At 69.3% G+C, this 22,646-nt stretch carries 21 protein-coding genes and 1 riboswitch; of the genes, 11 read left to right on the top strand and 10 right to left on the bottom strand.

Annotated elements, in window-relative coordinates:
• The 5 genes from ACFVVI_RS29205 to ACFVVI_RS29185 are packed head-to-tail and all read right to left on the bottom strand — an operon-like array spanning window position 1 to window position 5,429.
• A complete protein-coding gene (locus ACFVVI_RS29205; protein ID WP_387447622.1) occupies window positions 1-1,620 on the bottom strand; it encodes an ABC transporter substrate-binding protein in 1,620 nt (539 codons plus the stop codon).
• Entirely contained in the window at window positions 1,617-2,687 is a 1,071-nt protein-coding gene (locus ACFVVI_RS29200; RefSeq protein WP_379312189.1) for an LLM class flavin-dependent oxidoreductase, read from the bottom strand. The genes ACFVVI_RS29205 and ACFVVI_RS29200 overlap by 4 nt, the downstream gene beginning before the upstream one ends.
• Complete coding sequence (locus ACFVVI_RS29195; RefSeq protein WP_387447621.1) at window positions 2,684-3,643, bottom strand: ABC transporter substrate-binding protein; 960 nt, start codon at window positions 3,641-3,643, stop codon at window positions 2,684-2,686. Before ACFVVI_RS29195 ends, ACFVVI_RS29200 begins: the two co-directional genes overlap by 4 nt.
• 32 nt (window positions 3,644-3,675) lie before the next feature.
• Window positions 3,676-4,437, bottom strand: coding sequence for an amino acid ABC transporter ATP-binding protein (locus ACFVVI_RS29190; protein WP_387447620.1), 762 nt, complete (start codon window positions 4,435-4,437; stop codon window positions 3,676-3,678).
• Window positions 4,434-5,429: an amino acid ABC transporter permease gene (locus ACFVVI_RS29185; RefSeq protein ID WP_387447619.1), complete on the bottom strand. Its 996-nt coding sequence runs from the start codon at window positions 5,427-5,429 to the stop codon at window positions 4,434-4,436. Before ACFVVI_RS29185 ends, ACFVVI_RS29190 begins: the two co-directional genes overlap by 4 nt.
• 110 nt (window positions 5,430-5,539) lie before the next feature.
• Window positions 5,540-5,633: riboswitch (SAM riboswitch) on the bottom strand.
• Window positions 5,634-5,999: 366 nt separating this feature from the next.
• On the opposite strand from ACFVVI_RS29185, the gene ACFVVI_RS29180 reads away from it, so the two are divergent.
• Both ACFVVI_RS29180 and ACFVVI_RS29175 read left to right on the top strand, forming a co-directional pair.
• Complete coding sequence (locus ACFVVI_RS29180; RefSeq protein WP_387447618.1) at window positions 6,000-6,719, top strand: hypothetical protein; 720 nt, start codon at window positions 6,000-6,002, stop codon at window positions 6,717-6,719.
• A 72-nt stretch (window positions 6,720-6,791) separates the two neighbouring features.
• Window positions 6,792-6,989 carry a hypothetical protein gene (locus tag ACFVVI_RS29175; RefSeq protein WP_387447617.1) on the top strand — a complete coding sequence of 66 codons (198 nt, stop codon included), beginning with the start codon at window positions 6,792-6,794 and terminating at the stop codon, window positions 6,987-6,989.
• Here the strand turns inward: ACFVVI_RS29175 and ACFVVI_RS29170 are convergent.
• From ACFVVI_RS29170 to ACFVVI_RS29150, 5 genes are all read right to left on the bottom strand, one after another.
• Window positions 6,973-8,145: a glycosyltransferase family 2 protein gene (locus tag ACFVVI_RS29170; RefSeq protein WP_387447616.1), complete on the bottom strand. Its 1,173-nt coding sequence runs from the start codon at window positions 8,143-8,145 to the stop codon at window positions 6,973-6,975. The two genes, ACFVVI_RS29175 and ACFVVI_RS29170, sit on opposite strands and share 17 nt — an antisense overlap.
• A gap of 1 nt (window position 8,146) precedes the next feature.
• The gene (locus ACFVVI_RS29165) at window positions 8,147-8,902 is read right to left on the bottom strand and encodes an LppM family (lipo)protein (protein ID WP_378992682.1); all 756 of its coding nucleotides are present in this window, start codon (window positions 8,900-8,902) and stop codon (window positions 8,147-8,149) included.
• Window positions 8,903-9,049: 147 nt separating this feature from the next.
• Window positions 9,050-9,985 (bottom strand): carotenoid biosynthesis protein, encoded by a 936-nt coding sequence (locus ACFVVI_RS29160; protein ID WP_387447615.1) that lies wholly within the window; start codon window positions 9,983-9,985, stop codon window positions 9,050-9,052.
• A gap of 67 nt (window positions 9,986-10,052) precedes the next feature.
• Window positions 10,053-11,618 (bottom strand): phytoene desaturase family protein, encoded by a 1,566-nt coding sequence (locus tag ACFVVI_RS29155; RefSeq protein ID WP_387447614.1) that lies wholly within the window; start codon window positions 11,616-11,618, stop codon window positions 10,053-10,055.
• Window positions 11,615-12,241 carry a GNAT family N-acetyltransferase gene (locus ACFVVI_RS29150; protein WP_378992583.1) on the bottom strand — a complete coding sequence of 209 codons (627 nt, stop codon included), beginning with the start codon at window positions 12,239-12,241 and terminating at the stop codon, window positions 11,615-11,617. The genes ACFVVI_RS29155 and ACFVVI_RS29150 overlap by 4 nt, the downstream gene beginning before the upstream one ends.
• A gap of 117 nt (window positions 12,242-12,358) precedes the next feature.
• On the opposite strand from ACFVVI_RS29150, the gene ACFVVI_RS29145 reads away from it, so the two are divergent.
• The 9 genes from ACFVVI_RS29145 to mraY all read left to right on the top strand — a co-directional run bounded on the left by ACFVVI_RS29145 (window position 12,359) and on the right by mraY (window position 22,622).
• Complete coding sequence (locus tag ACFVVI_RS29145) at window positions 12,359-12,808, top strand: SAV_6107 family HEPN domain-containing protein (RefSeq protein ID WP_387447613.1); 450 nt, start codon at window positions 12,359-12,361, stop codon at window positions 12,806-12,808.
• 125 nt (window positions 12,809-12,933) lie between these two features.
• On the top strand, window positions 12,934-13,362 hold the full coding sequence (locus tag ACFVVI_RS29140) for a DUF3040 domain-containing protein (RefSeq protein WP_378636672.1): 429 nt from the start codon (window positions 12,934-12,936) through the stop codon (window positions 13,360-13,362).
• 402 nt (window positions 13,363-13,764) lie between these two features.
• A complete protein-coding gene (gene mraZ / locus ACFVVI_RS29135; protein WP_056816815.1) occupies window positions 13,765-14,196 on the top strand; it encodes a division/cell wall cluster transcriptional repressor MraZ in 432 nt (143 codons plus the stop codon).
• 193 nt (window positions 14,197-14,389) lie between these two features.
• A complete protein-coding gene (rsmH, locus tag ACFVVI_RS29130) occupies window positions 14,390-15,388 on the top strand; it encodes a 16S rRNA (cytosine(1402)-N(4))-methyltransferase RsmH (RefSeq protein ID WP_378636675.1) in 999 nt (332 codons plus the stop codon).
• Complete coding sequence (locus ACFVVI_RS29125; RefSeq protein ID WP_387447612.1) at window positions 15,385-16,422, top strand: hypothetical protein; 1,038 nt, start codon at window positions 15,385-15,387, stop codon at window positions 16,420-16,422. The genes rsmH and ACFVVI_RS29125 overlap by 4 nt, the downstream gene beginning before the upstream one ends.
• Window positions 16,419-18,296, top strand: a complete 1,878-nt coding sequence (locus ACFVVI_RS29120; RefSeq protein WP_378992587.1) for a peptidoglycan D,D-transpeptidase FtsI family protein — start codon at window positions 16,419-16,421, stop codon at window positions 18,294-18,296. The genes ACFVVI_RS29125 and ACFVVI_RS29120 overlap by 4 nt, the downstream gene beginning before the upstream one ends.
• A gap of 170 nt (window positions 18,297-18,466) precedes the next feature.
• A complete protein-coding gene (locus ACFVVI_RS29115) occupies window positions 18,467-20,056 on the top strand; it encodes a UDP-N-acetylmuramoyl-L-alanyl-D-glutamate--2,6-diaminopimelate ligase (RefSeq protein ID WP_387447611.1) in 1,590 nt (529 codons plus the stop codon).
• Window positions 20,053-21,549 carry a UDP-N-acetylmuramoyl-tripeptide--D-alanyl-D-alanine ligase gene (murF, locus tag ACFVVI_RS29110; protein ID WP_378992589.1) on the top strand — a complete coding sequence of 499 codons (1,497 nt, stop codon included), beginning with the start codon at window positions 20,053-20,055 and terminating at the stop codon, window positions 21,547-21,549. The genes ACFVVI_RS29115 and murF overlap by 4 nt, the downstream gene beginning before the upstream one ends.
• Complete coding sequence (gene mraY / locus ACFVVI_RS29105) at window positions 21,546-22,622, top strand: phospho-N-acetylmuramoyl-pentapeptide-transferase (protein WP_101463569.1); 1,077 nt, start codon at window positions 21,546-21,548, stop codon at window positions 22,620-22,622. Before murF ends, mraY begins: the two co-directional genes overlap by 4 nt.
• The last annotated feature ends 24 nt before the right edge of the window (window positions 22,623-22,646 follow it).

Below are 22,646 nucleotides of genomic sequence, written 5' to 3'. Positions count from 1 at the left end.
TCAGTGCCCGCTCAACCAGGTGTCGAAGAACTGCAGTCGTGCCGAAGCCTCGAACTTCAGATCCTGGGTGTGCGCGGCCGCGCCGACTGCCTGCGACAACTCGACCGTCGGGATCAACAGACCGTTGTCGAGCACCTGCCGCTGCGCGGATCCGATCAGTTCCGCACGGGCGGCCGGATCACTGGTGGCGAGCTGCTTGTCGAGGGTCTCGTCGAGCTGGGGGATCGGGCCACGCGCGGTGATGTTGCGCCCGGCGAGTCCGAACGACGTGCGCAGGATGTCGCCGTCGGCGCGGGTGGTGTTGCCGTAACCGGCGTCGATATCGTGCGTGTTCTGGCGGGTGATGGCCTCCGGGGTGGACACGAGATCGAGCTTCAGGTCCACCCCGACCTGGCGCAGTTGCTGCTGCACCAGCTCGAGAATCGCCTGATTGCCCGCGAATACCTGGCTGAACGTCACCGCGAAACTCAGTCGCTCACCGTTCTTCGCTCGGACACCGTCCGCGCCGAGGACCCAGCCTGCCTGATCGAGGATCGACTTCGCCTTGGCCGGTTCATAGGCCAGCCGCGCCGACTGATCCAGGTACGCCGGGGTCGCCGATGCCAAGCTCGAGGTCGCAGGCTTGAACTGGGGACCGAGCACGGTCTCGACGAGCTGCTTGCGGTCGATCGCGGGGAGCAGCGCCTGCCGGACGGCCGGATCACGCAGTGGGCCGCGAGTCACGTTGACCTGAAAACCGAACGGAGTGCCGGGGTTGGATGTCGACAGGATCCGCCCGCCGACGGCCTCGATCTGCGGAGCGTCCTGGGGCAGCGCGTCGCTGACGGCGTCGAGCTGGCCCGATGCCAGGCTGCCGGTGCGCACACCCGATTCGGGAACGACGGTGAACTCGATCCGGTCCAGATACGCCTCGCCCTGGTGGCCGAATACAGCGGAGCCCCAGTTGTATCCGGCGCGTTTGGCCAGCGTCACCGAGGTGTCCTGCTTGTAGGAGGCGTATGTGAACGGCCCGCTGCCGATGTTGTCACCCGCGCACCGGGCTTCGGCCGGTTTGACATTGGTCGACTGCGCCAGGATGCCGAGCTGCGTGGTCGAGGACGCCTGCAGGAACTGGGCGTTCGGCGCACTGAATTCGACACGGGCCGTGAGCTTGTCGACCGCCGTCGTGCCGACGTAGCCGGTCAGATAGCTGGCGCCCAACTGCGCCTTCGCGGCACCGAGCTTCACGATCGCGTCGAACGTATCGCGCACCGAATCGGCGGTGAGCGCGGTGCCGTCACTGAAAGTGACCCCATCGGCCAACTTGAAGGTGAACACCTTGGCGTCGGGACTGACCTCCCAGCTCTTGGCCAGCCACGGGGTGATCGCGCCGGTCTTCGGGTCCTGATCGGTCAGCGAGTCGACGATCTGGCGGGCCACATAGATGGTCTGGTTGGTGCCCGACTGCGCCGGATCCGAGCAGGTCGGAGCGCCGGACAGCCCGTAGCGCAACGTGCCGCCCGGCTGCGGCGGACCGGCTTGAGCACCGGAGCCTGCGGTGTCGCTGCCACAGGCGACCACCGTGGTGACGGCGGCCAGTGCGCCGACGGCGGCGGCGATGCGATGACGAGGACGGATCACGAAACAACTCCAGAGAATTGGCGGCCAGCGGCCAGGGGACGACTCGGAATGCGGCGGCGCAGCTCGGGCGCCACCTCGGCCTGGAACAGTTCGAGACTGCCCAGGTACTCGGATTCGGTGCGGCCGTCACGTTCGGCGGACAGGTGGATCACCTCGTGCCCGAACTGTTCGTGATAGCGGCCGACCTTGTCGATCACCTGCTCCGGGCTGCCGACCAGCGCCGACGAGCGGGTGACGAAGTCTTCGACGGTCTCGAACACGACCGGATTGCCGACCTTGCGCTGCAGCGAGGTCCGCGCCTCGAACAGCGGGCGGAACACCGCGACGGCCTCCTGCGAGGTCCGCGCCACATGGAAGCCCGCGGTGCCCGCGCCGACCAGCGCATCGGCTGGGTCGTGACCGTAGTGCGCCCACCGCTCGCGATAGTGGCGGATCAGCGCGGCGTACGGCTCGATCGGATTGGTGACGTTCGCCGAGAACACCGGATCACCGTGGCGCGCGGCCAGTTCCACCGACTCCAGGCTCGTCGCACTCCCGTGCCAGATCCGCACCCGCGGCTGCAGCGGCCGGGGCAACGCCTTGGCGGCGGCGAGCGAGGGTCGGAACTGTCCCGACCACGTCACTTCCTCGCTGTCCCACAGCGTCCGGAACAGCTCGTACCCTTCCCGATTGCGCTCCCACTGATCCTCGGTGGTGACGTGATAGAGCTGCGCCTGCGCCGCGCCGTTGCCCTTGCCGATGATCAGCTCGAGCCGGCCCTCGGACAGGTTGTCGAGGGTGGAATAGTCCTCGAACGCGCGCACCGGATCGAGCAGGCTCAAGGTGGTGACCGCGGTGAACAGGCTGATCCGCGAGGTGAGGGCCGCGATGTGGCTCAACACCACCGGGGGAGCGGCCGACAGGAACGGATCCTCGTGCCGCTCACCGACCGCGAACCCGTCGTAGCCGAGTTCCTCGGCGCGCCTGGCCTGTTCGACCACCTCGTGCAGGCGATCGCGCGTCGTCGGGACCACGCCGGTGACCGGATCGGGCACCCGCGTGATCAGCGTCATCAGTAGGAACTTCATGCGGCGGGCTTCTTCGGCAGACCGGGCGGGTTGATCCGCGACTCGGTGACCTTCTCCGAATCCAGGCCCCAGCGATCGAGGATCTTCTGGTAGCTGCCGTCGGCGATCGCGTGCTGCAGCGCCTTGTGGATCGGGCCGATCAGGCCGTTGTCCTTCTTGGTGAGCGCCGCGATCTCGCCCTGCAGCTGCTCACCCGCGCCGGAGAAGGTGGCGATGATCTTGCCGTCGCTGGTGGCGGAGTGATAGACGGCCGCGGGGTTCGGGCCGATGTAGCCGTCGATGCGCTTGGAGGCCAGCGCGAGGTAGTAGTCGGTGCTCTGCTGGTAGTAGGCGATGTCGACCGGGGGCAGGCCCTCGGCGACGTTCTTCTCGTTCCAGCTCACCAGCAGCTGTTCCTGATTGGTGCCCGCGCCGATCCCGATCCGCTTGCCCGCCAGGCTCTTGCGGTCGGTGTAGGTCAGCGTGCTGTCCTTCGGGACCTCGAGGGCGACGGTGTCGGTGCGGTAGGTGGCGAAGTCGTACTTCTCCTTGCGCTCCTCGGTGACGGTCACGTTCGAGATGAACGCGTCCACCTCACCGGAATCCACCCGCACGAAGTTCTGCGACCAGTCGGCCACCTGGATGTCGAGTTTCAGGCCCAGGATGTCGGCCACCAGGGTGGCGAAGTCGACCTCGGAGCCGATGACCGTCCGGTCGTCGGTGGCGTAGAACCGCAGCGGCGGCACGGAACCGGCGGGACCGGTCACCACCAGCGTGCCGCGGTCGCGGATGGCCTTGGGCACCTCGGCGGCGATCGCGTCGACCTTGGCGGCGCGCACCCTGCCCTCCTGGGCGGGAGACAGGTCGTAGGTGATCGCACCGGCCTGCACGGTGTCGGCGGCCTCGGGCTCGGCGGTGCAGCCTGCCGTCAGCAGCGTGGCCGCCGCGACGATGCCGATCAGAGTGGAGAGCTTCATCAGTGTCGAAACCTGTTCGTGGGAAGGGATGTTCAGCGGACGCGGGACAGGAACGCCTGCGTACGCGGGTGTTCGGGGTGATCGAGAACGCTGGCGGCCTCGCCCTGCTCGACGATCACGCCCTCGTCGAGGAACACGACCGTGTCGGCGACCTCGCGGGCGAAACCGATCTCGTGGGTGACGATCACCAGCGCGGTGCCGCTGTGCGCGAGATCGCGGATCACCGCGAGGACCTCGCCGACCAGCTCCGGGTCGAGTGCGGAGGTGGGTTCGTCGAACAGGATCAGCCGTGGTTTCAAGGCCAGGGCCCGTGCGATGGCCACGCGCTGCTGCTGACCACCGGACAGACGCCGGGGGTAGGCGTCGACGAAATCGGCCAGGCCCACCCGTTCCAAAAGCTGTGTCGCCTCGGCGATCACCTCGCCGCGCGGACGGCGCTGCGCCGAGACCGGGGCGAGCACCACGTTGTCGAGCACCGTGAGATGCGGGAACAGATTGAACTGCTGGAACACGAAGCCGATGCGGCTGCGCTGGGCGCGCACCGCGTGGTCGGGCAGCGAACGCAGGGTATTGCCGCGTTGGCCGTAGCCGATCAGCTCACCGTCGATGTGCACGGTGCCCGCGTCCTGCGCTTCCAGATGGTTGAGCACCCGCAGCAGCGTGGACTTGCCGGAGCCGGACGGCCCGATCAGCGCGACCACCTCACCGGCGCGTACGGCCAGATCCACGCCACGCAGTACCTCGGTGCCGCTGTAGGACTTGCGGATTCCGCGCGCGAGCACCGCTGCGGTCATCGGGTTGCTCCTCGGGGTGCGGCCGCACCGGCGGCGATCTCGGTGACCTTGGCGCGGACCCGCTGCCACGGTGTCGGCGGCAGCTCACGCTGCGCGCCTTTGGCGTAGTGCCGTTCGATGTAGTACTGCAGGATCGACAGCGCCGTGGTGAGCACGATGTACCAGACGGTCGCCACCATCAGCAGCGGCACCACCCGGCCGTTGCGGCCGAAGATCACCTGCACCTGGTAGAACAGCTCGGCGATCGCCATCACCGACACGATCGAGGTGCCCTTGAACAGGCTGATCACCTCATTGGCCGCGTTCGGCAGAATCGAGCGCATCGCCTGCGGCAACACGATCGTGCGGAACTGGCGCCAGCGTGGAATCCCCAGCGCCGCCGCCGCTTCGAGCTGACCGTCGTCGACGGCGAGCAGACCCGCCCGGATCAGTTCGGCCGAATACGCCGCCTGATGCAGGGCCAGTCCGATCACCGCCGCGGTGAAACCGCTGATCACACCATTGACATCGAACTCGTAGAAGCCGGGGCCGAACGGAATGCCCACGGACAGGCGGGGATACAGATAGGCGATGTTGAACCAGAACAGCAGCTGCACGATCAGCGGGATCGAACGGAAAGCCCAGATATAGGTCCAGGCGATCACCCGCAGCACGGGATTGTTCGACACCCGCCCGATCGCCAGCAGCGTGCCGATCGCGAAACCGAGGGCGGTGCCCCACAGGGTGAGCTCGATGGTCACCCGGAGTGCGGCCAGCACCGACTTCGCGGTGAAGTACTGGGCGAAAGTGCCCCAGTCCCAACCCGGATTGGTGATCAGGCCGTGCGCGAACTGGGCCACCAGCAGTAGGGCGATCGCCGCGACGACCCAGCGCCACGGGTGCCACGACCCGGCGATCCGGGGCAGGTCGTCGACGGGCGCCTTGTCGGCGGGGAGAGCGTCGCCGGGCGGTGCGGGCGCGGTCTCGGCGCCGGATACGGCAGACGCGGTCATGGGAATCCTTCGGAAAACAGTGGAACGAGGCACAGTGACCTCCACCCGGCCAGCAACGGGTTCGCGATCTGGCGGCGCTCAGGCCGGACAGGTGGACAGCACGAAAATCTCCTCCATCGAACCCGGCAGAAGCACCCACACCCCGAAACGGGCGGGTTGCTGCGACGTCGTAGAGCCAGGTCTCTCGGTCGCTCTGGATGGTTGTGCCCGGCCGTCGTGGCCCGAGCTGAATCAGCATGTGGCATATGCACTAGTGCGCGCAACGATAGAAATCAACGTGAGCGCAGAGGTTGGAACCGATCGTGGGCACCGGCATAATTGCCCCGGTTCGGCGCGGTAGGTGATTCGCGCGCGGGCGCGTGCGCAGGGGTCTGGGCGAACGCGTCCGGGCGTAGGGATCCTGCGGACGCGTCGTTGGGTCCGGTGCCGAGAAGGGGGCGGACACCGGACCGCGGCGGCGGGTTCGCTGCGAGATTGCGACGCGCCGAACGGCTGGTGACTTCACCTGTCCGGATTCACCCACCGCACGCGGTAGCGTCGGCCTTCTCTGCGTCGATGAGGAGTTTCGCCGTGATCGTTGCACGTCGTTCCGCCACACTGACCTCGCTGACGGCCTGCGCCGCCGCGCTACTGCTGGCCGCGCCACTGGCAGCCGCCGAACCGGCCGCACCGGTGACGCCCGCTGTCACCCGGGATGCGCCGGCTGTTCGGCCATCGGCGGGCCCGGGTGATCTGCTCGGCGCCTACCAAACCGTCGTCGAGACGCTGAAATCCCTGGGTATCCAGCCGTTCCTGTACCCCACGGTCGCCGCGAACTGCACCGGTGACGGCGCGGGTCTCGTGCCGGCTGTCGCGGGCGCGGTCCCTGGGCCGTGGCCGGCGAACACCCTCCCGATCCCGGGCATCGACCTGTCGGCCGTGAAGTCCGGCCAGACCCTGTTCACCTTCCTGCCCTACGGGCTCGCCCCCGACACCGCCGCGACGAAAACCTCCGGTATGCAGGTGGCCTGGCTCAATATCAGCACCGGTCGCGGCGGCATGGCTTCGATGGGCTCGATCGCCGACATCGTTCGCGCCATGGTCCCGCCCGAGGTTCCCGCCGAACTGCGTCCCCTCGCCGAAACCGCCATCCGGGACTTCCTCTTCGCCGCCATCCCTGTCGGCGGCGTTCGCGCTGTCCCCGTAGACACCGGCCGCGGTACCGTCCTGGCCGCCGTCTTCGGCACCACCGACAATGCGGGCAGGTCTTGCTTCTTCTTTCCCACCATCGGCATTACCGAGGTCGCCTGAAACTCGCGGGTCGGCGTCAGGCTCGGCATCGCCCAGTACTGGATCGTCCGCACGGTCGACGACGACGGACCGGTGTCCTCCATCGAGCAACTGCGTCTCACTTCGGACGGCAGGTGGGTCACCGAGCGAATCGGGCTACGTGGTCAGGACCCTGTCACCGCAATCGACCTGGTCAAGGTCGAAATCGCCTGGGCAGATCTGGATCTGGACATCGAACAGTCGTCGACCGCCGGAGTGGCGACGGAGGCGGTGGTCATGCCAGGCGGGTAACGGCGTCGCCGGGCGTCACCAAAGGTCGCTGTTTCCAGCGGAGGCGGCCGGTGCGGTGGCGGTGGTGGGAGCAGGTCCAGAGAACGAGGTAGTGGGCTACCGAGAGGGGGTGGGCCAGGGCTGAGGTGAGGTCGATGGCCGTTGGAGGGCGGCGGGTTTCGATGGTGCGGGCGGTCAGACGGCTTGTGACGGCGGCCAGGTAGCCGAGTAGGCCTGCTCGGCGGGTTCGGGTGCGGCCGAAGATCGCGGCCAGTGGGGGGATCCAATAGGCGAGGGCGGCGAGGATTCCGATGGCTGCGCCGGTGGCACGGCGGCCGCCGTAGGCCGACCACAGCCAGCGGGTGTAGCCGTCGGTGAGTTCGGTGGTGCCGGTATACATTCGGGTGCTCGCGGCGGGGCCCGCGGTCACCAGGGCGGTGCGATGGCCTGCTCGGCGGATGGCGCGGGCCAGGTCCAGGTCCTCGGTGGCGCTGGCTGCTACGGCCGCGTGGCCGCCGCCGGCGCGGTAGGCCGCGGCGTCGACGGCGAGGAACTGGCCGCACGCTACGGTGGTGGACGGGCGCAGGCTGTGATTGGCGGGCCCGACGGGCAGGGTCGAGGCCCACGACCAGGCCAGCAGGGGCTGGATGAGGCGCTCGGCGGTCGAACCGGCGTCCTGCCTCGGCCAGGCCGAGACCAGACCTGCTCCGCGCCTGCGCAATTCGGTCACCGCCGCGGCGATCGCATGGGGGGCCAGGCGGACGTCCGCGTCGATGAAGACCAGGGCGGCCGCGTCGGTGCGGGCGGCCAGGCGCGCGCACGCGGCGGCTTTGCCGGTCCACCCGGGGGCGGGGTGGGCGGCCGAGCGCAGGACGGTGAAGCGCTCGTCGTCGGCGATCGCGTCGAGTGCGGCTTCGTAGGTGCCGTCGGTGGACGCGTCGTCGAGAATCAACACGCTCAGGCGGGGGACGCCGACCTGCGCGCGAAGGTCGGCGATCAGCGCGGGCAGGCGCTGCGACTCGTCGCGGGCGGGGACGCACACCGTGACCGGTTCGATCACGCCCGCGACCCCGCGCGGCAGGGTGCGCAAGGTGACCAGGTTGTAGGCGGCGGTGGCCGCGCCGAGCGCGGCCAGACCGGTGCCCGCCCAGGTCAGGTAGCGGGCAGCCGCGCTCATGTCAGCGGCCCAGTCTGCGACTGGAGATTTCGCGCCACATCTCCGAGGGGGAGAAACCGCCACGCGGTGCGTTCGGCGGGCCGGGGTTGCGGTCGCGGAACGCCAGGCCCGCGATCAGCGCGGCCACCGCGAGGGTGATGCCGCCGACGATGCCCGCCCAGCCCGCGAACGAGCGGGTGTTGGGGTCGGCGTACTTCACCTCGGCACGCAGGGTCGACACCTCGCCCGCGGGCAGCTTCCACGACACCGTGTTCTCACTGTCGGTGGTCTCCCGGGTGCCGTTGGTCTTGGCGACGCGGGCCGGGAACGCCACGGAGAACTGCACGTCCGAGCCGTGCGGCGGCACCGATTCCAGGTCGACCCGCCCGGTGAGACTCACCAGATCGCCGCTGCGCTGGAATTCGAGCGTGAACATGCCCTGGGTCTGATCCGACAGGCCACCGAGCTGGCCGACCTCGCCGAAGGACAGATCGTCGAAGAACACCTGGGTACCCATGTACCCGTCCTGGTTGTAGTTCTCCACCCGCACCTTCGCCGCCAGCTGCTCCGGCGCCTTCAGCTGCGGCCCCTTGTCTTCAGGCCCCGTCGGCACCACCGCGGCGACGATCCGCCCCGACACGCGATCGTTCGACGACACCCCCATCGACACCTGCACACGCAGGCACCCGGCGAGCGCGGGCACGAGCAATGCCAGCAGGACGGCAACGGCCGCGACGCGCCGCGCGGGCACGGAACGACGCGGCGAAGGAGCGGGCATGTCGGCGACGGGACTCGGCTGCACGGTTGACATCGTGCCAGGCTCAGGCCCGAGAGCCCACACGACGGGCCCAGCGCTCACCACCCACCCGCGCCGATCAGGCATTTTCGCCCCGCATCGGGGTGTGTCGCGGCGGGGCCTGCCCGCTCAGAACACGCGTCGCGCGGCCCGCGCACGCAGAAACAACGGGATTCCGAGCACACCGAGACCGAGGAATCCCCAGATCGCCGACGCGGGAAGGCCGAGGAACACCGCGTGCGCGAGAGCCGAGCCGAGCCAGGTCCACCCGAACACCGCGACCGGGACCGCCACCGACGGGTCGCGCGGCGGCGGCAGGAAATGATCGAGCAGGGTGAGAATCACCGCCATGACCATGGCGACGAGCGCCCAGCCCAGGTAGTTGGTGTACGGGATCTCGGGGATGCCGGGCAGGCCCGCGTCGATGACCGCCCAGGTCCATTGGCCGTCGGCCACCATCTGCGGATCGAGGAACAGATCCCAGCCGACCGCGCCGAGGACGAACAGCCCCACGCGCCCGGCATTCGACCCGCTGAGCAGTCGAGCGTCCGACGCGCTGTGTGCCCGCGCACGCACGGATCCGGACCGACCCGGGCGCCGCGTGATCGAGGCGCTCGAGGGGCGCTCGCGAGACACGAGCATGCCCGCGACGATCCAGATCGGGTACAGCCCGCCGGTCCACGCCAACGGCACCGCCAACGGGACATCGGCGAACGCGGGCCCGAGCCGATCGACGGCATAGGCGTAGCTGCCGAACGGGAATCCGGTCGCGGTGCCGACGATTTCGGCGGTGAGCCCCAGCCCGGACACGACGACGAAGAACCCGGCGGCCCACCGCAATCCACGAGTGGTCGCCGCGTGCAGCAGGGCGGTCGAGGCGGACAGCACCACGACCGCGACGGTGATCCGGTCGCGCGCCACCCCCGCGCTCAACGGGTACGTGATCTGCGCGAGCACCAGCGCCAGCGCGGTCACGGCCGGCATCGCGCGGCGTGGGTCGGTGCGTAACCAGGCGCGGATCGCGGCGCGAGTACGACGACCTGTGTCGAGAATCGTGCCGGTCATCGATGCCGCCGAACTGTCGGGCCGGTGCTGCCGTGCGGCCGACTCCGGCGGTGTGGCGGGCAGGCCTTCATCGCTTGCGCAGCGGTGTGAACCGGCGCTTGCGCCCGTCGCCGAGGACCAGCCGGGCCGCGCTGCGCCCGCTGGCTCCGGAGACTCCGCCGCCGGGATGGGTGGATGCGCCGGTCAGATACAGGCCGGGAGCGCCGGGGACGCGCTGGCCCGACAGCTCGGGCAGCGGCCGCCACAGCATCATCTGATCGAGTGACATCTCCACATGCATGACGTTGCCGCCGCGCAGACCCATCTCCCGCTCGAGATCGACCGGCGTCTGCACGAATCGCCGGAGCACCGACGAGGTGAAACCCGGGGCGTACCGGTCGACCTCGGCGATGATCCGGTCCGCTTCGTGCTCGGCGTGTGCTGCCCAGTCGCCGCCGTCGGCGAGCTCGTAGGGATGCCACTGCGCCCACAGCGACAGCTGATGTTCGCCCGCGGGCGCGATGGACGGGTCGAGCGCGCTGAAACTCATCGCCAGCACCACCGGGCGTGGCGGCAGCGAACCGACCGTGGCGGCGCCGTGAGCCAGTCGCAGCTGCCGGCGGTCGGAGACGAGAAACTGCAGACCACGGGCGGATTCGGCGGGGGAGGCGCCGGGGTATTCGGGTAGCCGGTCGGTGGCCAGGCGCACGACCATGCCGATGCCGGGGCCGACCCGGATGCGGCGCTGCCAGTCGTCGAGGACCTGGGGGTCGAAATCGCCCGCGCGCAACAGGTCGAGTGTCGACAGGATATGGGAACCCGCGATCACCGTGTCGGCGTGCAGTGTCCGGCCCGATTCGGTCGCCACCTGCCACCCGCTGCCGGATCGGCGCAGCGAGGTGACGGCGTCGCCGGTGTGCAGCTCGCCACCGTCGGCCCGCAGGCGCGCGATCAACGCCGCGCTGAGCGCCCCACTCCCACCCACCGCACGCCCGGGCGGCACGGTGTGCATGAGCGCGGCGAACCCGGCCATCGGCGCCGTTCCCGGCTCCGACATCGGCGGACCCGACTGCGCGCCGAACCACGCGAGCGACGCCTTGAGCCGTTCGTCGTCGAACCAGAAGTCCAGTAGCGCGTCACCGGACTGCAGGAACTCCCGCGACAACGCCGATCCGCCGGCCCGCGCGTCCAGCCCCCAGAACGAGCGAACGAGCCTGCCCGGCGTCGGCGGCCCGCCGAACGACCGCATCACCCGTGCGCTGCGCTCGCCCCACACCTCGACGAAGCGGCGATATGCGTCAGCGTCCTTGACACCGCAGGCGGCCGCGATCGAGGCGCACGTCTCGTCGAGGTCACGGTGGAACACGATCGGCGGGCGCGCACCGTCGGACGGTGTGAAGCCCCAGGGATCACAGTCGAGATAACGCAACCCGAACCGTTCGAGCTCGAGCTCCTCGATGATCCCGGTGTGCCGGATCATGATGTGCGCCGAAGATCCACGATCAACGAGATGGCCGGGGAATCGCGCCACCGTCGATACCGCGCCACCGGGCACCTCGTCGCGCTCGAGCACCTGCACCCGGCGCCCGGCCCGGGCCAGATAACAGGCCGCGACCAGCGCGTTGTGGCCGGATCCGACCACCACCGTCGTCATGGGTGCGTGGGCGGCATCGGCAGCCTGCGGCCGAGGATGGCGAACGGCCGGGTATCGCCCGCGAACACGAAATTGCGGATCACATCGGTGAATCCGGCCCGCCGGTACAACTTCCAGGCCCGGTTCGCCTCCTCCGGGACTTCCGGCGTCGACAGCAGCACCGCGGCCTCGGCGCGGTCGGCCAGTAACCGCTCGAGCAGGCGCGCGCCGATCCCGCGGCCCTGCGCCGCCGGGTGGACGTGCAGCTCGGTGAGTTCGAAATAGTCGGCGAGCAGGTCACGGGCGGCGGTGTCGGGCCATCCGCAGCGCCGCATACCGGTCTGTACCTGCTGGTGCCACCACTGACGCGGCGCACCGCTGTACCCGTAGGCGATCGCCAGGATCGGCGCGGTGCGCAGGTCGACGCCGCCCGCGTCGTCGGGCAGCACCGCGGCCACCGCCCGCCAGCCGGCCCTGGTGGTGTGTTCGGTCCACATCGGGGCGCGGTGATGCTCGGTGCCACGGGGGTATTCCATGGCGGCGACATAGACCGACAGGGCGTCGTGCAGGCGTGCGCGCAGGGCGGCGACGCTGAGGTCGACGATGACGGGTGCGGGGGTGTGATTCGGCTTGACGGCTGTCATGGCTCTCGTCGATGGCGCGCGGACGCGGAAAGTTGTCGGTGGGTGTCCCTATATTCAATCTCAATTCAAACGTTCGAATGTTAGTTCGATCAGTGCGAGGGGCGAAAGGGGCAGCAGATGGCTGGTCACAACGATGGTCGAGCGCACGCGGGCCACGACGGGCGAGCCGGCGGACTACTACGCCAGGCCGATGCGCTGCTCACCGATTCCGCCTGGGAGCACGAACCGGGGGAACGGTTCCGCACCGCGTACCTGGCCGCGCTGCGCTGCGCGGGCTCGATGATCGCGCTCACCGGCGCCGATCGCGCGCCGCGGGCACGCTCGCGTAGCGCCTGGGTGTTACTGAGACGCGCCAGCCCGGAGTTCGTGATGTGGGCCGACTACTTCGAGGCGCACTCGCAATTACGGGCCGCGCTGGAGGCCGGATTGGACCGAGCGATCACCGACACACAAGCTGACGAGTTCTGCTCACGGGTGGGCGCATTCCTCTACGACGTCGACGATGCGCTGGTAGCCGCGGCTAAGAGCCTCCCGCAGCCGAGTCGTGGCCGCGACATGACCGCTTAGTTATGACCGAGTAGGTGGTACGCCACCGATCGAACTCGTATCATGGGGAGCAGATAGCCGCCAAGGTCGGCTACCCGTCGCCTACCCGGAGGCGACCAGCCACGCCTAGTGCCGGGGGAGGTACCGTGCCACTCTCCGAGCACGAGCAGCGCATGCTCGAACAGATCGAGAGCGCTCTCTATGCTGAGGATCCGAAGTTCGCCTCGTCCGTCCGCGGCGGACGTCTTCGCTCCACGTCGAGTCGACGCAGACTCCAAGCTGCGGCGTTGTTCGCCGTCGGCCTCTTTCTGCTCGTCGCCGGCATCGCCGCCCCGTTCAAGCCGGGCGGTTTCCCGATCATCAGTCTCGTCGGATTCATCGCCATGTTCGGCGCTGGTGTCCTGTTGATGATCGGCAACTCGCGTCGCGCCGCCCGACCGGACGCGACCGAGCCTCCCGCGGCGGGCAGCGGCCCGACCACGGGGCACCCGGCCCGCGGTGGTCGCCAGCGCAAGTCCGGCGGCTTCTCCGAGCGAATGGAAGACCGATTCCGGCGACGGTTCGAGCAGGAATAGCTCAGACCTAGCCGACAACGTTGGCGGCGCCACATCCAGCACGGGTGTGGCGCCGCTTTCGTGCGTCCATGGGTGCGGTGACTGTCGGAACGCCAGGCCAGGGCGGTTCCCCCACCTTCCCCACCGCTCCCCACACTTCCCCCGCCCGGCCACTCGACCGATGCCGCACCTGCGATGTTTGCTGAACGTTGTCGGAACGAGGGGTTGCCGACCCGCGCGGGTTGCCCGAACACGGGATAACCGCGAATCTCAGTGATAGCTGGGATGACCTGCGGAATTGTCTTGGCGGGGAGCAGGATCACTCAGGGTTTCGATTGAAAGTGGGGGAAAGTGGGGTAATGTGGGTCGCGCACTACAGGAGAGGCCGTACGGCGAGGTGAATCCAGTAGGGAGGTGGCCGAGATGTTCCTCGGTACCTACACCCCCCGATTGGACGACAAAGGGCGGCTGACGTTGCCTGCGAAATTTCGAGACGATCTGGCGGGAGGGTTGATGGTCACGAAAGGCCAAGACCACAGCCTGGCCGTGTATCCGAAAGACGAGTTCACCGCGCTCGCGCGGCGAGCCGCGTCGGCGTCCCGAAGTAACCCGCAGGCAAGGGCTTTCGTTCGAGCGCTGGCGGCGGGCACCGACGAGCAACGTCCGGATGCACAGGGCCGGATCACGCTGTCGCCGGACCATCGGCGCTATGCGAACCTCTCGCGGGATTGCGTGGTGATCGGTTCGGTCGACTTCCTCGAAATATGGGATAAGCAGGCGTGGGAGACCTACCTCGAGGAACACGAGGAGGACTACGCGCAAGCCGGAGACGAGTCGCTGGGCGGAATCTTCTGACCCGGAGCACGCGAGTGCTGCGAGGCCTCTGCCCGGGCGTGGACCCTGACGTACTTCCCCGACGCCAGGTGCCTTGCCCCGGTCAGAGACCTCGAAGCATTCGCATCAACTCGTTCGACAAGCACTCATTCGAAAAGCACTGTGTGGCACGGCGATCCGTCTGCGACGCGAGGCAGTATCCCGGGAGGTCGAGGTGAACCATGACGCCGAGAACCCCCGTCATGTGCCGGTTCTGCTCGAGCGCGCCGACGATCTGCTCGGCCCCGCGCTGAGCGAACCGGGCGCCGTCTACATCGATGCGACCCTCGGATTGGGCGGGCACGCCGAGCATTTCCTGCGTACCTACCCGCAGGCGCGTCTGGTCGGTCTCGACCGCGACACCACCGCGTTGCGGATGGCAGGTGAGCGCCTGGCGCCCTACGCCGACCGGATCACGCTGGTGCACACCCGCTACGACGGCATCCCCGCGGCCCTGGCCGAAGCGGGGCTCGACGAAACCGGTTCCGTCTCAGCCATCCTCATGGATTTGGGTGTGTCCTCGATGCAGCTCGACGAGGCCGAACGCGGCTTCGCGTACTCCGTCGACGCACCGCTGGACATGCGCATGGACCCGACCACCGGGATCACCGCGGCCGACGTGCTCAACACCTACAGCCACGGCGACCTGGCCAGGGTGCTGAAAACCTATGGCGACGAACGGTTCGCGGGCAAGATCGCCTCGGAGGTGCTGCGCAGGCGGGCGGTCAAGCCGTTCGCCACCAGCGCCGAACTCGTCGAGGTGCTCTACGCGACCATTCCGGCCGCGGCGCGCCGCACCGGCGGACATCCGGCCAAGCGCTCGTTCCAGGCGCTGCGGGTGGAGGTCAACGGCGAGCTCGACTCGCTGCGGGCGGCCCTGCCCGCGGCACTGGATTCACTGCGTGTGGGCGGACGGATCTGCGTCATGTCATACCAGTCGCTCGAAGACCGGCTGGTCAAACACGAACTCGCGCCACGGATCGTGTCCCGGTCGCCGATGGACCTGCCGGTCGAACTGCCCGGCATGGGACCGGAATTCCGGATGCTGACCCGTGGAGCGGAAAAAGCGACCGAGTCCGAGATCGAGGTCAATCCGCGATCCGCGCCGGTGCGGATGCGCGCGGCCGAACGAATCGCGGAGAGGTCAGGGAGGACACAGGAGGGGACACGATGAGCGTGCGGACGAGCACAGTCGCGGTGCCGAGCAAGACGGCCCGGCGCGTAGCGGCGGCCGAACGAGTGAAGTCCGGTGCGGCAGAGCGGGCCTACGCCCGCAAGCGCACCAGGGAACAGCTGCTCGACGGCATCGAGCTGCCCGAACGGGCCTCGACGATGGCGGGGCGGATCCCGTTCGTCACCGCGATCATCGGACTGCTCGGCTGCGGCCTCGCCCTGACCCTGTTGCTCACCACCCGCGCCGCCGAGGACAGCTACCAGCTCGGTGACGCCAGGGCGGTCAACCGCAAGCTCGACGACGAGCGGGCCGCGCTGCAGCGCGAGGTCGCCGCCGCCGACTCCGCTCCCGAATTGGCCGCTCGCGCACGTGAGCTCGGCATGATCCCCGCGAAGGATCCGGCCCGGCTGGTGATCGGCGCCGACGGCGAGGTCACCGTGATCGGTAACCCGACGCCCGCGCAGGGTGCACCGGTGCCGCCGCTGAACGGTCCGCCGACCACCGCCCCGAACACCCCGGCGCCGGGACACGCCCAGGCGCAGGGCGAGCGGGTCGTGCCGGTGCAGCCGGGTGCGGCGACCGCGAGTCCGAGCGCGCCCGCCGGTGCCGCGCCCAGCAGTGTGCCGGCGAACGTGCTCGCGTCTCCGCCCGCGCCGACGGCCCCCACCGTGAACGCGCCGCAGCCCGCGGTCGCTCCGGTCGCTCCAGCCCCGGTCGAAGCAGCCGTTCCCGCTCCGGCGAACGGTCAGGCACCGGCGGCGAACGGTGAAGTCCCCGCTCCGGTGGACGGCGCTGCCCCGGCCCCGCTCGCCCCGGCGACGGTGCCCGATCGCATCGACGTCGCGGGTCAGGGTGCACCGCTGGTCTCGGCCGACCCGCCTGCGCTCGCACCGGATGTCGTGGCCGACCCGCCGATTCCGGCCGGTGCGCCGTTACCGGGTGCGGTGGCTCCGGCCCCCGGACTACGGGCCCCCTCGGCCGGACCGCCGAGTGAACAGCCGCAGGTCGTCGAATCGCAGGATGGTCCTCGATGAAGCAGAGCGGGCCCGCGTCGCAGCAGCGACGCGGGCCGGTCTCGTCGAGGGCCCGCCGCGCAGGCTCGCTCTCGCCGGACCGGCCGATCCGCCTGCGCCTCGGCGTCGGCCGGGTCACCCTGCTGGCCTCGTTGGCCGTGGTCGCGTTGCAGCTGCTCTACATTCAGAGTCTCGCCGCTCCCGCGCTGTCGGCGCAGGCGGCCTCGCAGCGCACCATCAAGGCCACCGAGGCGGCCGTGCGCGGCCCCATCACCGACCGGCACGGCAACCAGCTCGCCTTCACCCTCACCGTGAAAGCTCTGACTTTCCAGCCGGTGACCGAGCGCGAGAAAATGGTCGAAGCCAAGAAGCTGAAGCCCAGTGCGCCGGACCCCGAACAGCGGCTGAAGGACATCGCGAAGTTCATCCACGACAAGCTCGGGGCGCCCACCGAGCAGGAACTGCTCGACAAACTCAAGAGCGACAAGAAGTTCCATTATCTGGCCAAGAACGTCGATCCGCGCGTGGCTGCCGAGATCACCGCCAAGTTCCCGGAGGTCGGCGCCGAACGGCAGGACCTGCGCGAGTACCCGGGTGGTTCGCTGGCGTCCAATGTCGTCGGCGCGATCGGCGGCGACCGGCACGGTCAGATGGGTCTGGAATCGGCACTGGATTCGGTGCTCTCGGGTACCGACGGTTCGCGCACCTACGACCAGGGTTCCGACGGCGCGGTGATCCCCGGCAGCTACCGGGATCTGCAGCCGGCGGTGAACGGCTACGGCGTCGAGCTGACCCTGGACGCGGACCTGCAGTACTACGTGCAGCAGCAGGTGCAGCAGGCCAAACAGGTCTCCGGCGCGTCCTCCGCCTCGGCGGTGGTGCTCGACGCCAAGACCGGCCAGGTGCTCGCGATGGCCAACGACGGTACCTTCAATCCCGCACTGGGCCCGAACCATTGGGCCTCGGGCAAGATGGGCAACCCTTCGGTCTCCGAGCCCTTCGAACCCGGCTCGGTGAACAAGATCATCACCGCGGCGGCCGCCATCGAATACGGCGTGACCACCCCCGACGAAGTACTGCAGGTGCCGGGCTCGATCCGGATGTCGGGCGTCACGGTGAACGACGCGTGGCAGCACGATGTCGCGCCCTATACGACCACCGGCATCTTCGGAAAGTCCTCCAACGTCGGCACTCTCATGCTCGCCCAGCGCGTGGGCGAGGACCGCTTCGCCGACATGGTCACCCGCTTCGGGCTCGGCCAGCGCACCGGCGTCGGCCTGCCCGGCGAGAGCGGCGGCCAGGTGCCCGCCCGCGACCAGTGGTCCGGCGGTTCCTTCGCGAATCTGCCCATCGGTCAGGGACTCTCGATGACGACCCTGCAGATGACGGCCATGTACCAGGCCATCGCCAACGACGGCCTGCGGATCCCGCCGCGCATCGTCAAGGCCAAGGTCGCCCCCGACGGCACCCGCACCGAGGAGTTGCAGCCCGACGGCGTGCGTGTGGTCAGCCCGCAGACCGCGCACACCCTGCGTGAGCTGTTCCAGGCGACCGTGCAGAAAGACCCGATGGGTGTTCAGATGGGCACCGGCGCACCCGCCTCGATCGAGGGGTACCAGGTGGCGGGCAAGACCGGCACCGCGCAGAAGGTCGACCCCGCGTGCCGCTGCTACTCGACTTCGTCGTTCTACAGCACGTTCGCCGGGATGGCGCCCGCCGACAACCCCCGCTACGTGATCGGCATGATGCTCGACGCGCCCGTGCGCAGCTCCGACGGCACCGGGGGCGGCTCGGCCGCACCGCTGTTCCACAGCATCGCCTCCTGGGCGTTGCAGCGCGACCGGGTGCCGCCCTCCCCGGAGGCCAAGCGACTGGTGCTGGAGGCGGTGTCATAACGGCTGGTGCCGTAGTTCTCGGCCCCTTCGTCGCACCGTCCACTCAGTCCGGAGGCGGGCGGGCCGAGAACACCAATTAACTCAACCCGCGTTGTCCGACCGACACCGCGCGTCGGTAACCTGACTGCTCGTCTCGCCCACGCGCTCGATCACTCTCAGAGAGGAGCCTTGTGCCCGCGCAGTCCAGCCCGCACGCGCTCCGGCCAACCACTCCGCTGTCGACATCGCTGCAGGCCGTGGCGGACCTCACCGGGGCCACGTCGGTTGCCCCGGTGTCCGCCGAGGTGACGGTCACCGGCATCGAGCAACGATCCAACGCGGTGCGCGCCGGAGACCTGTTCGCCGCGCTGCCCGGCGCGAACTCGCACGGCGCCCGATTCGCCGCCGACGCGATCGCGAACGGCGCGGTCGCCGTGTTCACCGATGCCGCGGGCGCCGAGCTGATCGGTGACGTCGCGGTGCCCGTGCTGGTGCGCGAGCAGCCCCGCGCGGTGCTCGGCGAGCTCTCCGCCGAGATCTACGGCCACCCCAGCGATCAGCTGCGTATCGTCGGCATCACCGGCACCTCGGGTAAGACCACCACCTCGTATCTGGTGGAAGCCGGTCTGGCCGCGGCCGGACTGTCCACCGGGCTGATCGGCACCATCGAAACGCGGATCGGCGGGCAGCGGGTGCCGAGCGCGCTCACCACGCCCGAGGCGCCGCAGCTGCACGCGATGTTCGCCGCGATGGTCGAGCAGGGTGTCGACGCGGTCGTGATGGAGGTGTCGAGCCACGCGCTCGCGCTGGGCCGGGTCGACGGCGTGCGGTTCGCGGTCGGCGCGTTCACCAACCTCTCGCAGGACCATCTCGACTTTCACAAGGACTTCGAGGACTACTTCGCCGCGAAACGTCGGCTGTTCGACGCGGATTCGCCGGTTGCCGCGCGCACCGCGGTGATCTGCGTCGACGACGAATGGGGCACCCGCCTGGCCGGTGATCTGGTCGAACCGGTCACCGTGTCGACCACCGGCGCGGCGACCTGGCAGGTCAGCGGCGACATCAAGACCACCGGTGGCGAGCAGGAATTCACCGCCGCCGGACCCGACGGCGAACTGGCGGTGCGCCTGCGCCTGCCCGGACGCTACAACGTCGCCAACGCGCTGCTGGCCGTCGCCACTTGTGCTGCGGCAGGCGTCGATCCGGCGATCGCGGCTCCGGCGCTGGCCGGCGTGGACGTGCCGGGCCGGATGCAGCGCGTCGAGCGCGGCCAGGACTTCCTCGCCGTCGTCGACTACGCGCACAAGCCCGCCGCCATCGAGTCGGTGGTCACCACTCTGCGCGGCCACCTCGTCGAAGCGGGTACGGGTCGGCTGGCTGTCGTGCTCGGCGCCGGTGGCGACCGTGACGTGGCCAAACGCCCGCTCATGGGCGCCGCGGCAGCCCGCGCCGACCTGGTGATCGTCACCGACGACAACCCACGCACCGAGGACCCGGCGGCCATCAGGTCCGCCGTGGTGGCCGGTGCGCACGAACTCCCGGCCACCGAACGCGGCGAGATCCGCGAGATCGGTGACCGCGCGGCGGCCATCGCCGCGGCCATCGCCTGGGCGCGTGCGGGCGATGTGGTGCTCGTCGCGGGCAAGGGCCACGAGGCGGGCCAGGAGATCAAGGGCGTCAAGCATCCCTTCGACGACCGCGAGGTGGTCGCGGCGGCGCTGGATGCCCTGCGGATACGACACAGTCCGCACACGGACTCGGAGGACTTGACAGTTTCATGATCGAGATGACACTGCGGGAGATCGCGGACGTTGTCGGCGGCGAGCTGCACGACGTACCCGACCCCCAGGCACTGGTGACCGGTTCGGTCGAATTCGATTCGCGCCGAATCGGTTCCGGCGATCTGTTCCTCGCCCTACCCGGCGCCAACTCCGACGGACACGACTACGCCGCGAAGGCGGTCGCCGCCGGGGCGGTCGCGGTACTGGCTGCCCGCCCGGTCGGCGTGCCCGCCATTGTCGTGGCACCCGAGCTCGGCGCAGTTCCGGGGACGTCGGTGGCGCTCAGCCACGATGACAGCGTCGGCTCCGGCGCGGCCGTGCTGGCCGCGCTGGCCGAGCTGGCGCGGGTCAGCACCGAGAAGCTGGCCGAGCGCACCGGTCTCACCGTCGTCGGCGTCACCGGGTCCTCCGGCAAGACCTCGACCAAGGATCTGCTGGCCGCCGTGCTGGCGCCGCTGGGTCCGGTCATCGCCCCGCCGGGCTCGTTCAACAGCGAACTCGGCCACCCGTGGACGGCCCTGCGCGCCGGTCTGGACACCAAGTTTCTCGCGCTCGAACTGTCGGCTCGCGGTGTCGGCCACATCGCCGCCGCGGCCCGCATCGCACCGCCGCGGATCGGTGTCGTGCTCAATGTCGGCACCGCCCACCTCGGCGAATTCGGGAGCCGCGAGGCGATCGCGCAAGCCAAGGGCGAGCTCGTCGAGGCGCTGCCCGCCGAGGGGCTGGCGGTGCTCAACGCCGACGACCCCAATGTCTCGGCCATGGCGTCGCGCACCAAGGCACGCGTGGTGAAGGTCGGCCTGTCCGGCGACGCCGACATCCGCGCCACCGACGTGATCACCGACGATCAGGCCCGCGCCCACTTCACCCTGCACGTGGGCGGCGAATCGATCCCGGTGCGACTCGCTGTGCACGGCGAACACCAGGTCGGCAACGCCCTGGCCGCCGCGGCCGTCGCTCTCGAATGCGGCGCCGACCTGGCGACCGTCGCCCAGGCGCTGTCCGGCGCCACCGCGGCCTCGGTCCGCCGGATGGACGTGACGACCACCCCTGCGGGCGTCACTGTCATCAACGACTCCTACAACGCCAACCCCGACTCGGTGCGCGCGGCGCTCAAAGCGCTGGTCACCCTGGCGAAATCGGCCGACGAGCCCCGGCGCAGCTGGGCCGTGCTCGGCGAAATGGGCGAACTCGGCGACACCTCGGTGATCGAACACGACGCGATCGGACGCCTGGCCGTGCGCCTCGACGTCGACCGGTTGATCGTGGTCGGCACCGGACGACCCTCCCACGGCATGCACCAGGGAGCGGTGATGGAAGGCTCATGGGGCGAGGAATCGATCCTCGTTCCCGATATCGACGCGGCGATCGCGCTGCTCGACGACGAGATCGCCGCAGGCGATGTGGTACTGGTCAAGGCGTCGAAGGCGGTGGGCCTGTGGGCCGTCGCCGAGCACCTGACCGGGGCAGCGGAAGGTAATACAGCTCGATGAGGCAAATTCTGTTCGCGGCGGGGATCGCACTGGCGGTGTCGATCCTGCTGACGCCGTTGCTGGTTCGGGTGTTCGCCAGACAGGGCTTCGGCCAGGAGATCCGGGTCGACGGCCCGGCCAGTCACCAGGCCAAGCGCGGCACCCCGACCATGGGCGGTGTCGCGATCCTGATCGGTATGTGGGCGGGCTATCTCGGCTCGCACCTGATCGGCATCGGCTACGACGCGGAGGGTCCGACGGCGTCGGGTCTGCTCGTGCTCGGGCTCACCACCGCGCTCGGCGTCGTCGGTTTCCTCGACGACTTCATCAAGCTGCGCAAGCAGCGCAACCTCGGGCTCTCGGCCGCGGGCAAGTACATCGGGCAGACCGCCGCGGCGGTCATCTTCGCGGTGCTGGCCCTGCAGTTCCGCAGCACCGACGGGCTCAGCCCCGCCAGCAAGCACCTGTCGTACGTGCGCGACTGGAACACGGTGTCGATGGGCGCGATCATCTTCGTCGTCTGGGTGCTGTTCCTGGTCGTGGCCTGGTCCAACGCGGTCAACCTGACCGACGGCCTCGACGGTCTCGCGGCCGGTTCGATGAGCCTGCTGCTCGGCGCGTACGTGATCATCACCTTCTGGCAGTACCGCAACTCCTGCTCCACCAGTCCCGAAGCCGGGTGCTACAACGTGCGCGACCCGCTGGACCTGGCGTTGGTCTGCGCCGCCGCGGCCGCCGCGTGTATCGGATTCCTGTGGTGGAACGCCGCGCCCGCGCGAATCTTCATGGGCGACACCGGTTCGCTGGCCCTCGGCGGCCTGATCGCCGGTCTGTCGATCACCACCCGCACCGAGCTGCTGATGGCCGTGATCGGCGCGTTGTTCGTCGCCGAGGCGGCATCGGTCATGCTGCAGGTGGCGGTGTACCGCACCACGCGCAATCGGTTGTTCAAGATGGCGCCGTTCCACCATCACTTCGAGTTGAGTAAGTGGGCCGAAACCACGGTGATCATCCGGTTCTGGATTTTGGCGGGCATCTCCGCCGCAGTGGGCCTCGGCCTGTTCTACAGCGAATATCTGTCACAGGTCGGGTGAGTAGAGACATGGTCGAACACTCGC

The sequence above is a fragment of the Nocardia sp. NPDC058114 genome, assembly GCF_042884695.1.
Lineage (GTDB): Bacteria > Actinomycetota > Actinomycetes > Mycobacteriales > Mycobacteriaceae > Nocardia.
Note: the sequence above shows the minus strand (reverse complement) of the source record. Positions and strands in the feature narration are given on the sequence as shown.

Excerpts from the sequence above, each read along its gene's own strand:
- ACFVVI_RS29155 (WP_387447614.1), bottom strand. The coding sequence starts at position 11,618 with ATGACGACGGTGGTGGTCGGATCCGGCCACAACGCGCTGGTCGCGGCC.
- murF (WP_378992589.1), top strand. The coding sequence starts at position 20,053 with ATGATCGAGATGACACTGCGGGAGATCGCGGACGTTGTCGGCGGCGAG.
- mraY (WP_101463569.1), top strand. The coding sequence starts at position 21,546 with ATGAGGCAAATTCTGTTCGCGGCGGGGATCGCACTGGCGGTGTCGATC.
- ACFVVI_RS29195 (WP_387447621.1), bottom strand. The coding sequence starts at position 3,643 with ATGAAGCTCTCCACTCTGATCGGCATCGTCGCGGCGGCCACGCTGCTG.
- mraZ (WP_056816815.1), top strand. The coding sequence starts at position 13,765 with ATGTTCCTCGGTACCTACACCCCCCGATTGGACGACAAAGGGCGGCTG.
- ACFVVI_RS29200 (WP_379312189.1), bottom strand. The coding sequence starts at position 2,687 with ATGAAGTTCCTACTGATGACGCTGATCACGCGGGTGCCCGATCCGGTC.
- ACFVVI_RS29160 (WP_387447615.1), bottom strand. The coding sequence starts at position 9,985 with ATGACCGGCACGATTCTCGACACAGGTCGTCGTACTCGCGCCGCGATC.
- ACFVVI_RS29120 (WP_378992587.1), top strand. The coding sequence starts at position 16,419 with ATGAAGCAGAGCGGGCCCGCGTCGCAGCAGCGACGCGGGCCGGTCTCG.
- ACFVVI_RS29185 (WP_387447619.1), bottom strand. The coding sequence starts at position 5,429 with ATGACCGCGTCTGCCGTATCCGGCGCCGAGACCGCGCCCGCACCGCCC.
- ACFVVI_RS29150 (WP_378992583.1), bottom strand. The coding sequence starts at position 12,241 with ATGACAGCCGTCAAGCCGAATCACACCCCCGCACCCGTCATCGTCGAC.
- ACFVVI_RS29125 (WP_387447612.1), top strand. The coding sequence starts at position 15,385 with ATGAGCGTGCGGACGAGCACAGTCGCGGTGCCGAGCAAGACGGCCCGG.
- ACFVVI_RS29145 (WP_387447613.1), top strand. The coding sequence starts at position 12,359 with ATGGCTGGTCACAACGATGGTCGAGCGCACGCGGGCCACGACGGGCGA.
- ACFVVI_RS29165 (WP_378992682.1), bottom strand. The coding sequence starts at position 8,902 with ATGCCCGCTCCTTCGCCGCGTCGTTCCGTGCCCGCGCGGCGCGTCGCG.
- ACFVVI_RS29190 (WP_387447620.1), bottom strand. The coding sequence starts at position 4,437 with ATGACCGCAGCGGTGCTCGCGCGCGGAATCCGCAAGTCCTACAGCGGC.
- ACFVVI_RS29170 (WP_387447616.1), bottom strand. The coding sequence starts at position 8,145 with ATGAGCGCGGCTGCCCGCTACCTGACCTGGGCGGGCACCGGTCTGGCC.